13 protein-coding genes are annotated in these 12,474 nt (G+C 51.0%); 5 read left to right on the top strand and 8 right to left on the bottom strand.

Going from position 1 to position 12,474, the window contains the following annotated elements; genetic code table 11:
• Nucleotides 1-128 precede the first annotated feature (128 nt).
• The 8 genes from ASD07_RS15645 to ASD07_RS15675 all read right to left on the bottom strand — a co-directional run bounded on the left by ASD07_RS15645 (nucleotide 129) and on the right by ASD07_RS15675 (nucleotide 8,283).
• Nucleotides 129-1,334, bottom strand: a complete 1,206-nt coding sequence (locus ASD07_RS15645) for a site-specific integrase (RefSeq protein ID WP_055932113.1) — start codon at nucleotides 1,332-1,334, stop codon at nucleotides 129-131.
• Nucleotides 1,335-1,417: 83 nt separating this feature from the next.
• Nucleotides 1,418-1,846 (bottom strand): hypothetical protein, encoded by a 429-nt coding sequence (locus ASD07_RS15650; RefSeq protein ID WP_055932116.1) that lies wholly within the window; start codon nucleotides 1,844-1,846, stop codon nucleotides 1,418-1,420.
• Nucleotides 1,846-3,255 carry a hypothetical protein gene (locus ASD07_RS15655; RefSeq protein WP_055932119.1) on the bottom strand — a complete coding sequence of 470 codons (1,410 nt, stop codon included), beginning with the start codon at nucleotides 3,253-3,255 and terminating at the stop codon, nucleotides 1,846-1,848. The genes ASD07_RS15650 and ASD07_RS15655 overlap by 1 nt, the downstream gene beginning before the upstream one ends.
• 1,044 nt (nucleotides 3,256-4,299) lie before the next feature.
• The gene (locus ASD07_RS30845) at nucleotides 4,300-4,461 is read right to left on the bottom strand and encodes a hypothetical protein (RefSeq protein WP_156398018.1); all 162 of its coding nucleotides are present in this window, start codon (nucleotides 4,459-4,461) and stop codon (nucleotides 4,300-4,302) included.
• A 363-nt stretch (nucleotides 4,462-4,824) separates the two neighbouring features.
• Entirely contained in the window at nucleotides 4,825-5,406 is a 582-nt protein-coding gene (locus tag ASD07_RS15660) for a hypothetical protein (protein WP_055932122.1), read from the bottom strand.
• Nucleotides 5,407-5,496: 90 nt separating this feature from the next.
• The gene (locus ASD07_RS15665) at nucleotides 5,497-6,204 is read right to left on the bottom strand and encodes a hypothetical protein (RefSeq protein WP_055932125.1); all 708 of its coding nucleotides are present in this window, start codon (nucleotides 6,202-6,204) and stop codon (nucleotides 5,497-5,499) included.
• A 239-nt stretch (nucleotides 6,205-6,443) separates the two neighbouring features.
• Nucleotides 6,444-7,658: a radical SAM protein gene (locus ASD07_RS15670; RefSeq protein WP_156398019.1), complete on the bottom strand. Its 1,215-nt coding sequence runs from the start codon at nucleotides 7,656-7,658 to the stop codon at nucleotides 6,444-6,446.
• A 79-nt stretch (nucleotides 7,659-7,737) separates the two neighbouring features.
• Entirely contained in the window at nucleotides 7,738-8,283 is a 546-nt protein-coding gene (locus ASD07_RS15675; RefSeq protein ID WP_156398020.1) for a hypothetical protein, read from the bottom strand.
• 203 nt (nucleotides 8,284-8,486) lie between these two features.
• On the opposite strand from ASD07_RS15675, the gene ASD07_RS30200 reads away from it, so the two are divergent.
• The 5 genes from ASD07_RS30200 (at nucleotide 8,487) to ASD07_RS30205 (ending at nucleotide 12,044) form a co-directional block, all read left to right on the top strand.
• Nucleotides 8,487-8,762: a helix-turn-helix domain-containing protein gene (locus ASD07_RS30200; RefSeq protein ID WP_082507357.1), complete on the top strand. Its 276-nt coding sequence runs from the start codon at nucleotides 8,487-8,489 to the stop codon at nucleotides 8,760-8,762.
• Nucleotides 8,725-9,159, top strand: a complete 435-nt coding sequence (locus ASD07_RS30850; RefSeq protein ID WP_156398021.1) for a hypothetical protein — start codon at nucleotides 8,725-8,727, stop codon at nucleotides 9,157-9,159. The genes ASD07_RS30200 and ASD07_RS30850 overlap by 38 nt, the downstream gene beginning before the upstream one ends.
• An 800-nt stretch (nucleotides 9,160-9,959) precedes the next feature.
• Entirely contained in the window at nucleotides 9,960-10,547 is a 588-nt protein-coding gene (locus ASD07_RS15685; RefSeq protein WP_055932139.1) for a hypothetical protein, read from the top strand.
• 37 nt (nucleotides 10,548-10,584) lie between these two features.
• The gene (locus ASD07_RS30855; RefSeq protein WP_229207170.1) at nucleotides 10,585-10,992 is read left to right on the top strand and encodes a hypothetical protein; all 408 of its coding nucleotides are present in this window, start codon (nucleotides 10,585-10,587) and stop codon (nucleotides 10,990-10,992) included.
• 89 nt (nucleotides 10,993-11,081) lie between these two features.
• A complete protein-coding gene (locus tag ASD07_RS30205) occupies nucleotides 11,082-12,044 on the top strand; it encodes an HNH endonuclease (protein ID WP_162246561.1) in 963 nt (320 codons plus the stop codon).
• Nucleotides 12,045-12,474 lie beyond the last annotated feature (430 nt).

The raw sequence follows: 12,474 nt of genomic DNA on the forward strand, positions 1-12,474 counted from the left end.
GCCGTATGCACCCTGCGTTTTTTGCCTTCACTCATTTGCTATCATCCTTTCGCGGACGACAGCTTAAACCACCGTCTCAATTTCGGGGGCCACTATAGCCAGTACATGCACCGCCTCCCCTATCCCATCTACGCCGCTAGCAACTCTCCCTGCTCGATAGCCGCAGCGCGACCGCTTCCCATCAACGCAATCGACACTGTATTAACTGCCTTCTGCAACGTGTTCGAGGACAAGTGGGCATATCGCTCAGTTACCTTTGTATCTGAGTGACCAAGAAGCTTCTGTACCTCGTAAATCGTGTGTCCGGCGTTGACCAGCATTGATGCAAATTGATGCCGAAGGTCATGCAGGCGTAGTTCAGGCAGCTCCGCCTTTTCCCTTAGTCGCCGCCAGACTTTCCCGACTACTTTCAGCCTCTCGTTGGTCTGCATGTTAATGAACAGGTTCGCATGCGTCCCCTCCGTCCCCAGGCGGTCCAATATCTTCAGTGCCGAATCATTCAAGTGAATCCCTCGCTCCAGTTTGGACTTAGAGTTTGTCGCTGGCACCATCAAAAGTCGCGATGGCCTGCTAACCTGACTCCATTCAGCATTTAAGGCCTCAGACAAGCGAGCGCCTGTAGACAACAGGAACAACGCCAACTGACACACCATCGGCGGATTATTGGCATGCAGCACAGACAGCAACCGCTGCAATTCCTCATCACGCAGTAGGCGCATCTTTTTGTTATCAGCGTTGAACTGCTTGATACGTGCCGCAGGGTTCTTGTCCAACATCTCCCACTCCACCGCCAAGTTCAGCGAATGGCGGATCAGCTTAAGATGATGGTCCGCACTAGCTGGTGACAGACCATCTTCCTTGACCTGCCCATGGAACTTCTGGATCTGCTGCCGCGTGATTTCATTCAGACGCCTGTTGCCGAAGATTTCATCGATCCGCCTGAACAACTGCACGTCACGGTTCCATGATCGTTTATGAACCTTCGCATGGGGCAGATAGTGGTCGTTGAAAAAGTCAGCATAGGTAATGACTGCCTTCCTTGCTCGTTCTTCGGCACGAGGATCAGCACCTATTGTGATCTTCGCCTTTTCCTGCTTGGCTTTCTTCCTGGCCTCCGCTAAATTGATTTCAGTGGTTCGCCCTAGCTTCTGATGCGCGGTCTTGTTTAAGGCGTTCTTGTAACGCAGGTAGTAGGTGCCCTGCCCTGGACTTGTAGCACGGACCTCGATGTATAGGCCGGTGCGGTCGGCATCACAGTATTCGATACGGGCCATACCTTCAGGACACTTCAGTTCTTTAACAATGAATGTATCTGTGAGTTTTACTACTGGCATGCATACTCCTTGTTGATTGTTGTTGATGGAAACGATCGGCAGACTTACGGGTATTTACATAGATCTACCGACCCATGCCTGCCTTATGTCTTGCAGTACAACTGCGGGCTCGAACCGTTTAGGGACACGAGCGCCAAATTGACTTCATTGGTAATGACCAAGTTCATGAGGCACCGGCCAGCCTGGCGTTTGTCCGCGCTATCCAAAGAATCCCAAAACTTGGGGGAGCAGATTTTCTTCATCGGCAAGATGCGTCCCGCTGCCAAATTTGGAATTTGCGCCATGACATCACGTTTCACGCGCCGATATAGGACACCGTCCACATGCTTACCATCCACCACAGCAATCCATGCGGGGCCGTCAAGAATGTCAGCATCAAAGGCTGCAGCGGGCGTCACGGTCGTCAGTATCGTCGGGTCGCCCCCGTATTTGCGCGTCGTGTCAGGGGTGCTGCTCGCCGATGCCAGCGCTCGTTTTAGCTCGATCATCGCCAGTGTCGTCGGGTGCGTCATTAGTTTTGCTCCATTTTTTTGATTGTGATGATGCGCTCCTTGGGGCGGCTGAATTCGACACTGATACCTTGTGCCAGAAGTGGAGCTTGCAGTGGCGCTAATCGCTTAGAAAGTGCAGCCGCGCTGTTCGGCCATGCCCTTAATCGCTGGATGTTTTGCTCAACTTCGAAGTTCAGCTGGCTCAACAACATAGTAGGTGTTCCTGCCCAACCGTCATCATCAAGTCCTTCCGCGAATTCGAGTACAGCGGCACCAAGAACGCTATCCAAAATTGCATCCCGTTGGCCCTGTTTCAGGACGTCGCTGTAACGGTCTTGATAAGTTCCAATCGGTACTTCGTTCGCCAGTTCCATCGCTCCCAGCCATTTGCAGAAATCGATCATTCGCTCAGGCGACGTCAATTCAACCTTCGGCAACTGAATCTGAGCCTTTGCGATCAAATCAAAGATCCCGCGCTGGATAAGCGGTAAGTCACGATCCAGTTCCTTTTCCATTTCCATTTCGGACCTACGATTCGCAGCAGGGATAGTTTTTAGTTGTAGCGGCAAGCAGCGCTGAGCAAGATCTGGTTCGCTAACAAAGGCATGGATTCCATTTAGTACCAAGGCGACATGCAACGGGATCACGTGCTGCTCATCGTTCGAGTAAAGCTGACGTCCAGTGAAGACCCCTCCGGTAGCTGCCGTACACAGCAGGTCCGACATACTCTTACTGATGTCGCGCAGATTGTCGTAACACAGCACGTGGGACTGCTGCGCAGCGATTCCAAGATCGACACCATTTGTTGGCATAATCTGCGCATCTGTTGCGGCAGGGTCGATCAAACGCTTAATAAGCTTCGTCAGCATAGACTTGCCGGAACCCTGCCCTCCCAACACTTGCAAGATTACGTATTTCGATGCTGATACTTTGGGATGCGCCAGCGTATAAGTAAGCCAAGCAGTGAGCAGCATGAACGAGACATGGTCCATGTTGGTGAGATACTTCTTAAGCAGCTTAATGTCGCCCCTGCCAGCTTCAGCAGGCATCACCATTGGCATAGAGTGCTTGTATCGACGAAACAGTACTTCCGATCCATTGGAAACGATCTTAACGCCCCCATTGGAAATCCGAACGCGTGTATTCAGTTCGTCGCCCATGTCAATTTCAATACCGCCCTCGACTGGTGCCACTCGATTCCAAGTCTTGTATGTGCGGCCAGCTTCGGCAGCATCTTGCTCAAGTTCTTCGTTGATATCTTCCAGAGCAGACTGCTTGAGTTTCTGCCCAGCTTCGCGTGCCTGCTTGCGAATCAAGGCGTTCAGCAATTGGCTTCCTACTGCGAGCGCAGATGGATTCCCTGCACCCTCAACTCGGACGTAAGGCTTACCTTGATCGAGGAAGGCTTCAAGCTTACGAACTTTGTTCATTTGGCTCGTTGCCGGAAGCGATGCAGACTCCGGCGCTGCTGGCTTAGGTAGCGAAATTGCTACTGGTTCTGGCACTACTAGTTCCGCTACTTCTGCATCGGTGTTGCATGTATTCAGGTGTGACATATCTATTATTCGGCAAAAGTGTTAAGACTTCCCAGCAAAGTGCCAATCCATCCGACGAACCCGACGACCTGTCGCCAAACACCCCGCGACAAGGGCCGATGCACCCGACGCACCCGACGACCTGTCGCCTTGTACTCGGATAACGGATTCGTAAGTTGTACTGCGCTTGCTGAAACTTTTGTGTTCCCCAAACAGAGCCGTGAGGCAGTGTCTAGGTTCGTCCATATTTGAGGTGGGCACTGCCCGAAGATATGTTCACCGCGATTTTTGATTCGCCCTGCATGGACACAAGGCTGCACTCGATCACTGAATTTTGCACACGAAGCAAAGGCTGCTTCCTGCTTCCCATCGGCGCCTAGCTTGGTCGGATGGGCACCTAATTCAAGCTTCCTTCTTCGTGAAGGGAGACGAACTTTACCATAAAAAATGCTAAGCGAAACGGGTGATTTTAGAAAATTTCGCCTGAGTTGATTTCAAAGTAAGTCATATAGATACTGGTGATATAAAAATTCCGTTCCACATTAAATACGACGGAATGCTCTTACCAATATAAAGCGGACCGTCCCAAATTGCCGAGCAAATCAAAACCTATGGAGTTGTACCTTGCGCACCGATTCTGGCCCATGAAAAGCCGGCATCAAGCGACGAACCCGACGATCTGACGCCGCCTCCACCACTGTCACCCCTTCATTGCGACGACGGCAACCTCCCTCAATGGTCATTTCGATTCATTCCTCCGACTATTAGCCAAGACAGTGCTTGGTCTCGTACCCCCCTTTTATCCAGCATCACTACTATGTTGTTTCTCATCGACTTGGTCAGCTAAATTATTCAGAAAAATGTAGGGCGTCCGCAGATACTGTCCGCATGCACCGCCCCACACCGAAGCCGCACCGGAAACTTAACGAAGCCCGGTGGTCACAACTCCAATTGATCCATGTGGTTCGAGTAGATCAACTCCGGATGCACCTTCGCCATCAATGCAGCTTGGTAGCTCGCCACCCGCCCAACATCACGATCAGGAATCTCCCAGAGGAGCACCTGTTCGACAGCATCAATCATGGCGTCACAAATAGACATACAGCACTCCTTAGTCGAGCTTCGATCCCACCGCCAGCAGGATCAAGATAAAAAGAAAGGCCATAAGAATGGCCTTGGGACAGATGATTAGCAGAACGAGCAGTCCCGCCATTGCACTTTGCTGCGTGCTGGAGAAGGCAAGTCCGACTATGCAAATTAGGGCTACGGAAGTCGCGGATGCGAGCAATACAAATCCTTTCTCTATGGTGATTGGCCATCTATGAAACCCAGTTGCCGGTGTCGGTCGGTTATGGTTCGGAGTTCTCCGGGGTCAAAGGTCAGGACGAAAGACTTCCTTTAGCTTCAAGAATTTCTGCGCCAAAGCCCCGGCCGACCTGCGGACTACAACTCCGTCAGTACCATCTATCGCTTCTTGCCCTTCCCAATGGGCATAAGCTTGGCCGTCGATGCTTCGGGATTCGCAATCGCCATATCCGGCCCGTCACCATTGGCAGCACTGGGCGCGCCCTTGTCGTCGGGTGCAATCGACATATCAGCACCTTCAGCATTGACCGCCCCACATAGCTTCTTCAGTTCAATGAAGAACTGCTCGGAACTGCTGCATTGGTAATAGCGCCGCTTTTCGGGCATGTGCACCACCAGCCCCTCCGCCTTCAGCACTGCCAGGATGAATCCAGCGGTGTTGACGGACGACCCAGCAAAGACAGCACTTAGCGATGCCGATGTGACCGCATCTTCCGATTTCCCCTTATCGAATATGGGCTTCAGCGATTCGACCGATACCCATTGATTGCTGAATAGGCCGCTTCCTGTGTTGTGGTGAATGCGGAAGCTGATGCCTTCGATGAACTCCGAACCCTCCTTATCGAGAAGATCGCTGCGGCATCCAATGTGGTACGTCAGGCTCGAACGCCCTGACAGCGACGGGCACACTGCTTCTTTCAGCACCCTCATTTCTGCATCATGGTTAATGGAATCTTGCATATGGTTCTCCTGTGGTTAGAATGTAGAAAGCAAATCGCGCCTTCATATAAGATGGCTAAAAATTCGCAAAGACCTTGCTGTAGCTGGATGTCAGTACCAATAGCCGTAATCGATAAGCTCGTTTCGCAGCAGCTCGATGTAGATCCGATCAGGATCAGGCGATGCCAATATGTCGGCCACCTTTAAGTACACCTTGTCGAACTGCGCGTTCTCATTCGCCACAACCGCGTAGTCTTTCGTGGACCGAAAGTCTTCAGGCTCGACACCGAGCATTGCAGCGTCAATGGGGAACTTCACCTCGATGTAACAGTCAGCGGGAAAGCCTTCTGCCAGCGCAGATACGCCCGAGATCAAAAAGACGATGCCTTCGGATAGCAGTCGGTCGTTGACGATAGGTTCTTCGAGCGGATCAGGGCCAAGATCCACCATGTACTCGTTGAGCGCACACTGGAAGTAGGCAGCACCAGACGTATTCAAGTTGATGCTTGCGCCGGACCAGTAGGCGATGATGTCGGCATAGCCTTCAGGAAGATTCGGAGCGCCTTCAAAGATGCAGCCTCGAAGGTTGGCAGGGGCCGACATTGAAAGTGGACGCCCGATAGTGCTTTGGTCAATGACAATTGCACCTTCCGGCAGAACCACCAGCTGGAGCACGTTGGCGTTCTTCAAGTGGTAGCCGGGCCGCTTGTCGAAATCTGGCGTCCCTTCGCTCAGGTTGAGCCGGTCGTAGTAGTCCAGATCCTTGGTGGCCTGTGCGGTCTCATAGGCCTCGGTGGTGACGTAGATGGTTGCTGGCATGGGAACTCCTTCATGGAAATTTTGGTGGGTGGAAGCGACGCACGCGACGACGCGACGAGCCCTGCCTGTATGGGCGTCAGGTCGTCGGGCACGACAGGTGCTTGAGTATGCTGAAATCGTGAAATGCTGCGATGCTGAAAAGCTGCTGAACTGCGGCGGTGCTACTGCTGGCGGTGGGAAGGTAAAACTAAAAGGGGATGCGGCGAGGATTGGTGACGTGCTGCTGATGCTGCCTACTGCTACTTATGGCTGGCGATTAGGAACCCTTTCTTGATTAGCTTGGATTTGTGCCGCTGCTCGACCTGAAGACGATCCGGCTGGAATAGTTCAAGGCTGCGTGTGCCTGGCACCGTCTGAGCGACCTTGTTGTGGATGGCATCATGTATCGCATCCTCGCCAATCATGGTATCGAAGAAGAAGCCCCTATTGAAACCGACACGATCGACGGCATACTGTGCATTGAAGATGAACTTCTTGGCATCGACCTCCGAGTCCATCAGGATCAACTGCACAGACTTCCCTGCCCTCATGGACTTGCCCATGAAGTATCGGGGATATGCGCCTTCCGGGGATACCTCTTTGAACATGAAGCCGAACTGCTGGCCCAGCGATTCCATCAAGCCAGCATTGGTCGTGATTACATCCAAGTCGCTGTACTCAAGATGCATCACAGGATCTATCAAATGCTTCACGAAGCCGCCGAAGAGGTATGCATCAGGATGCCCCATAAGAAAGCCAGCCAGTGCTGCGTTGTCCTGCACGATCTCATGCCCTGTGCAGTCGATGGTCGAAAGGTATCGACTATTCAGGCATAAAGCCTTCGGAACGAACACTATGCCGCTATGGCCGAATGCCATGCTCGCTGCGTCAACGGGGAAGATGCTGTTGAAGTTCTCTCGCAGCACCAGCCTTCGCCCTAGCCGCTTATGCAATGCCGCGTACTGAGGCTTCAACTCCAGCAGGCCTGCCATTGGCAAAGGCGGCAGCACCAAGGAGAACTCAACGTCGATTTGCTGGCTGGCGCTATCCAGAAGATGCTGGTAGTTGTCGATCTGTTGCAGCACATCGTCGTCCAGGGAAATCGAGACATGATCCACAACACCCTTCAACTTTGCCACGTGCTTCACCTCCCTGGTAATGATTCGGACCTTGTAGCCTTCCTCCTTGATGGTGCCCGTCATCGACAGCAATGACGGAAAGTTCTCTTCAAAGCGATAAAGTGGATCACCGCCACCACTAATCGTTATAAATGATTTACAACATTTCCTTACAAATCCCCTAACCTCCTCTAGCGATTGAGGCCCTTGTGGCAGCAATGGAGAGCCGCGCCAATTGCAGTATGCACATACCTTTGAGCATCCGAATCCCCTTTCCTTCCAGTTGACGATGATGGTGAAATTTAAGTGCCGACATCCCGTACTTCCCATTCGTTCCATTGTCTCAGTCAATTTCATGTGACCTTTCAGATCAGAATAAAAAAAAAGCCTCACCAACGCAATGTCGGTGAAGCTGAAATTGTTAGAATAATTAACTCTACTTCTTTTCGAACTCTGCCTTTAGGCTTGACAGACAATCATCTAATCTATCGACAGAGATGCTATTGTCTTCTATGTGCTTATTCCACAGAAGGACCACCAAAACGGCAACAGCGGCCCACCCATTAAAAATTATCCACGCAAGGAGAATTAAAACAATTCCCACCAACATTGTGGCCGCACCGTTGAGACTTTTCTTCCGCAAATTGTGATCGACTGAAATAAGGCAATCCCTCTCCTCTTTTGAAACATCCACCACAAGATCAATGATTCCGCTCGTTGTCTTGCACATTGTCGAACTATCAAATTTCGAATCAATTGCGTTGATCTTCTCCGCCAGTGCTTTCTTTATTTCCGATAAATCAGCATCGGAGCGGAATCTCAAAGCCGTTCGAAACTTCAAGTGCTTTGGACGAGAAGGAACGGTCGGCGTAGGTACAGTTTGGTTATCGACGTTTGCGGGCCGGGGAACGCCACAAGATGGGCATGAGAGTGCCTTATCTGATATTTCCTTATGGCATTCTTCACACAAAATCAAAGCCATTTGGCCTCCATCACATTCAGTTTGTTGTTGAACCCAACCAAGCACTTGTTCAGAAACCCGTCGAAGAGCCTGCGTCCCAAGATGCCAAGTTGGTGCATTTTTACTTCCAATGTTACCACTTTACAACTTATAGATGCATTTAGTCATCATGCTGAATTTCATGATCTGTAGAGGTTTGGCGTGTATTTCGACAAGCTTGAAGAATGGAAAAGCCGATTCATACGCAGAACGCAAAGCAGGTTTTCAGCCGGAATGTCGGCCTCGTCCGCCGCCTTAGGAACCTCTCGCAAGAGAAGCTTGCCGAAATCGCAGATCTGCACCGCACCTATGTGGGCCAGATCGAACGTGGCGATGTAACGCCAACACTGGATGCTGCCGAGCGTGTAGCACAAGCACTGAATTTGGAGTTGTGGGAGGTCCTTCACCCCGACTTCAGCCTGGATGCTGCAATCAATCGGGAGCATAAGAGAGGCCTTTAAGTTCACCTCCAGCCTCCGCCAGCATTACCCGTTCCGAGCGGAAGAGTTTTGCTCGGCATTGACCATTATCAAGGTTGGAATAGAATCAGCAGCGCACTATCAGCAGATGGTCTGCTTCAGCTCAAAGAAGTTCTCGAAAGCGAAATACGCAAGGTTCCGGTCCAGCCTGGCACTGGATCGCTTTGCCGATGCCTCTGACGACCTTACTCGCCGATATGCTGCCAAGTGGGCCAATGCATGGTTGTGCCTGGCGAAGAAGAATGCACCAAGCACGATGCTCAGCCAGGGGCAACAACGAGCACCATCTGCCGAATTTCCCAGTTCCCAATCATCGACCGCTTCCAATTCGACCAAGGCACAGATAGTGGTCCCTGGTGCCACGCAGGCGCGCCACTAGGCCCTCGGGATGGCTGTCCCTCGGTCGTGCCGCTGCGGCCCAACATGCTGGTCTCTGCTAGCCCTTCGCTGCTACATGGCCGTCAGCGGGCCGTCTATCCACCGCCTCTCGGGAGTCGCCCCCAAGTGAAGCGCATTCTAGGTGTGAGATTCCGCGTATTTTCCCGCTCGGTAAGATGATATTCTCTTGGTCACAGGCCGGACTCGGCCAGGAGCGGTCATCGCGTTTCGGACTGTGAAGTTATTTCGCAAAGATTCTACTTTTAGAATTATGAGTTCATCGGACGTTCTTGATTTTCAATATCTCTGGGATGGTTCTCAGCCAGGATGGGTGCTGACGCGCCACTATGGAAGTGATATCGAACTATCGCTAAAGTTTGAACGACCCGATGGCCCATCGCCTCGAGAACTGATGGCGGTGAGGCGTTCGGTGTCGGAATTTAAATCTCTGCCCCTTAGTCAAGCAACTGAGCGGTTGCGCGGATGTCCGATCTTTTTCCTAGGACGATTTGATTCCAGGCATGCTCGTAGAGTGGCGGACGCTTGTCGCAACGAAGGTTTGAACGTGTTGGAAAGAATTCTCGATACCCCCCGATACCTGCCGACAAACGAGATAACTAACTCAGTCTTGGTGATTGAGGATGATGAATTGGCAAAGTGTGTGTACGATTCGGCGCTTCAGCATGGTATCCCTGTTCGACACATTGAAAATTAAGCGTGCCCGGCTTGATCACGTATAGTCGGCCAATTGCAACCCCAAAGTCGACGGCTGGAACCATTTGCATATTTAGGATGTCTTCAATGAGTGAACAGGAAATTGTCTCGGATTACGACTGGAACGAAAGAACGAAAATACTTTATCGCTGCGACCTGAGCGTAATTTACAATCGAAAGCGAGAGCGTTTTTTTGTGCTGTGCGACCGCTGGGCTAAGTGTGTGTCGCTCATTGCAAGCGGGGCGGCATTTAGTTCGTTCTTAGATACTACGGGAAGTAAAGCCGTCGCAGGTGTGATTGTGTCGTTGGTTACCCTTCCTTCGCTCTTATTCGGATGGAGCGACAAGGCAAGGCAGCATGCGGAACTCGCTCAGTCGTACCTGCACCTTTTGGCAGACATTGCTAAGAAAGGGCCGCGAACATTTACCGAGGCCGATCTTAATGAATGGATGGCCCAACTGTCCTTAATTGAGAAGAATGAACCAGCCGTCTTATCGGCGGTTATGGCGAGTGCCCACAATCGCTTGGCCTCTCAGCAAAATTCTCCCGAGATGATTATCGAAATTCCGTTTCGAAAGAAGATATTCGCACATCTCTTTGATACCCACATCGACTGGCATGACCGATCAGGGCTAGGAAAAAGTATGATTCCCGGTTGGATAGATGCCAAATAGATGTCTCGACTCGGCCAAAAGCTGACAAACGAATTTTATGAAACTAGAAGTCGAGATGAAGTCCCCAATCCTCGCTCCGAATGAGACGCAGGTAAGAAACGCCATAGCGCGCCTTAAAAGCTTTGGTCCGAATTCGTTCGCTTCATTAAGCGACGTTCACGGAAATTATTTGCAAGTCGCAGGTGGCGGCATTACCTGTATGCTGGAGCGTCGTGATGCGGCTACGGGCCGCCATTTTCGTGGATTCAAGCTGGAGAAAAACTCCAACTATCCAGATGGGACTCGACTAGTATTCGGGGCCGGCGAGATTGCTTTGCAATCGGATGAATGGTTTAACCATACAGAAATTGCGGAAGTATTCACCGCATTTCTTGGTGGGAATGAACTACCGCCGTTCATCAACTGGCGAGACGTGTCCGATATACTAAGTTCAAGAAGCAGGTGAGAACCCGCTGCATTCTAACCACTTCGGTGGCCTAAATTGGGCTGAACTCGGCCAATAGCTGACGAGTTGGCATTGGCCATGAGGGACTTTTGACCTGCATCGAGAAATACCTTATCAAGGAATGTCAATTGAACCGATATGACCTTTCACGTACGATACCTGCGGGAATAAAACGTCTTGTTCGCCAAAGAGATGGTTTTGGTTGCTTGATTTGTGGATCTGCGTTCTATCAATATGACCATATTGAAAACGAATACAAAGATGCAAAGGAACACGATCCCGAAAAAATCGTCCTATTATGCGGTGGTTGTCATGACCAAAAGACGCGCGGTTTTTTATCAACTGCAACAATAATGGAAAAGATTAGTGCGCCTGCGTGCTTATCAAAGGGTTTCTCCTGGGGGATTTTTGACTTAGGGTCCTCTGCGCCAGAAATAGTTTTTGGAACATTAACTGCAAAAAATGTGGAATCGCTTATTTCGATCGATGGCGTAAGCATTTTTTCTGTTGGCCCCCCATCCGTTCCAGGCGGCCCGTTCAACATTAACGCGATTTTTCGCAATCCCGAGGATGATGACAACTTACGAATTGTAAATAATGAGTTCCAAGTTTTGGGTGCCAATTGGGACGCCGAGATTAGTGGTGCGAGGATAAAACTGAGAAGTGGACACGGAGTTTTTTCTTTGGTTCTGCGTATTGAACCTCCACACCGTTTAGTCGTTGAACGCTTAGACATGAAATATGACGACATTTCTATCACATGCCGCGAAAACGAAAAATTTCTAATTGAAGGACGCGGTTCGAAATATCATGGGGGGACTTTTGAGTTTGATGGCTATGAGGTTGCAATTGATATTAAGGGTTCCGGCGTTACATTCGGTGTCGGCCACGGTAGATCCATTGTTCGCGACGCAACCTTCGAAATTGGTGGTGACTTTCAGATTGGCGGACCTGGAAAAACAGGGACTACATTTCTAAAACAATCTAGGAATGAAAAATGCGCATGTGGAAGTGGGAAACGTTACAAGCACTGTCACGGAAAATTAGCCTAACTGACGTTTCCCATGATCGTCCGCTCAGGGGCGAATTCGATATTAGATGCGAAGGTCCGAGTTGGGGCGAAAGCGGAAGTTTGCCTGTTATTCACTCAAGCACGACGGGTGAATTTTTGCGTGAGCCTCATTCCCTGCCCTGCTGTGCCACGCAAGCTCAGCGGTAGGGGTAGGTCATCCCCTCGCCCCGGCGGCTTCACCACGGCCCACTATGCGCAAATAAACGTACTTGCCGCCGTGCCCACGCCCTCCCCGGGCCGCTGCATGAGTTCGGTCGCCTAGCACTCGCGTCCCGGCACACCATCGAGCGGCCTGCAGAGTACCTACCTGTGCGTAAGCGTCTTATGAGTACCGTCTGGACGGGATAATTTCGTCCCAGCATGATTGAATTTTGGCACAGCAGTTGTGCCCACAAATTCGATTATGGACA

It is taken from the genome of Duganella sp. Root336D2, from assembly GCF_001425005.1.
Classification (GTDB): Bacteria; Pseudomonadota; Gammaproteobacteria; order Burkholderiales; family Burkholderiaceae_D; genus Rugamonas.

Excerpts from the sequence above, each read along its gene's own strand:
- ASD07_RS15660 (WP_055932122.1), bottom strand. The coding sequence starts at position 5,406 with ATGCAAGATTCCATTAACCATGATGCAGAAATGAGGGTGCTGAAAGAA.
- ASD07_RS30850 (WP_156398021.1), top strand. The coding sequence starts at position 8,725 with ATGCTGCAATCAATCGGGAGCATAAGAGAGGCCTTTAAGTTCACCTCC.
- ASD07_RS15665 (WP_055932125.1), bottom strand. The coding sequence starts at position 6,204 with ATGCCAGCAACCATCTACGTCACCACCGAGGCCTATGAGACCGCACAG.
- ASD07_RS15650 (WP_055932116.1), bottom strand. The coding sequence starts at position 1,846 with ATGACGCACCCGACGACACTGGCGATGATCGAGCTAAAACGAGCGCTG.
- ASD07_RS15670 (WP_156398019.1), bottom strand. The coding sequence starts at position 7,658 with ATGAAATTGACTGAGACAATGGAACGAATGGGAAGTACGGGATGTCGG.
- ASD07_RS15645 (WP_055932113.1), bottom strand. The coding sequence starts at position 1,334 with ATGCCAGTAGTAAAACTCACAGATACATTCATTGTTAAAGAACTGAAG.
- ASD07_RS15685 (WP_055932139.1), top strand. The coding sequence starts at position 9,960 with ATGAGTGAACAGGAAATTGTCTCGGATTACGACTGGAACGAAAGAACG.
- ASD07_RS30845 (WP_156398018.1), bottom strand. The coding sequence starts at position 4,461 with ATGTCTATTTGTGACGCCATGATTGATGCTGTCGAACAGGTGCTCCTC.
- ASD07_RS30200 (WP_082507357.1), top strand. The coding sequence starts at position 8,487 with ATGGAAAAGCCGATTCATACGCAGAACGCAAAGCAGGTTTTCAGCCGG.
- ASD07_RS15675 (WP_156398020.1), bottom strand. The coding sequence starts at position 8,283 with ATGGCTTTGATTTTGTGTGAAGAATGCCATAAGGAAATATCAGATAAG.
- ASD07_RS30855 (WP_229207170.1), top strand. The coding sequence starts at position 10,585 with ATGAAACTAGAAGTCGAGATGAAGTCCCCAATCCTCGCTCCGAATGAG.
- ASD07_RS15655 (WP_055932119.1), bottom strand. The coding sequence starts at position 3,255 with ATGAACAAAGTTCGTAAGCTTGAAGCCTTCCTCGATCAAGGTAAGCCT.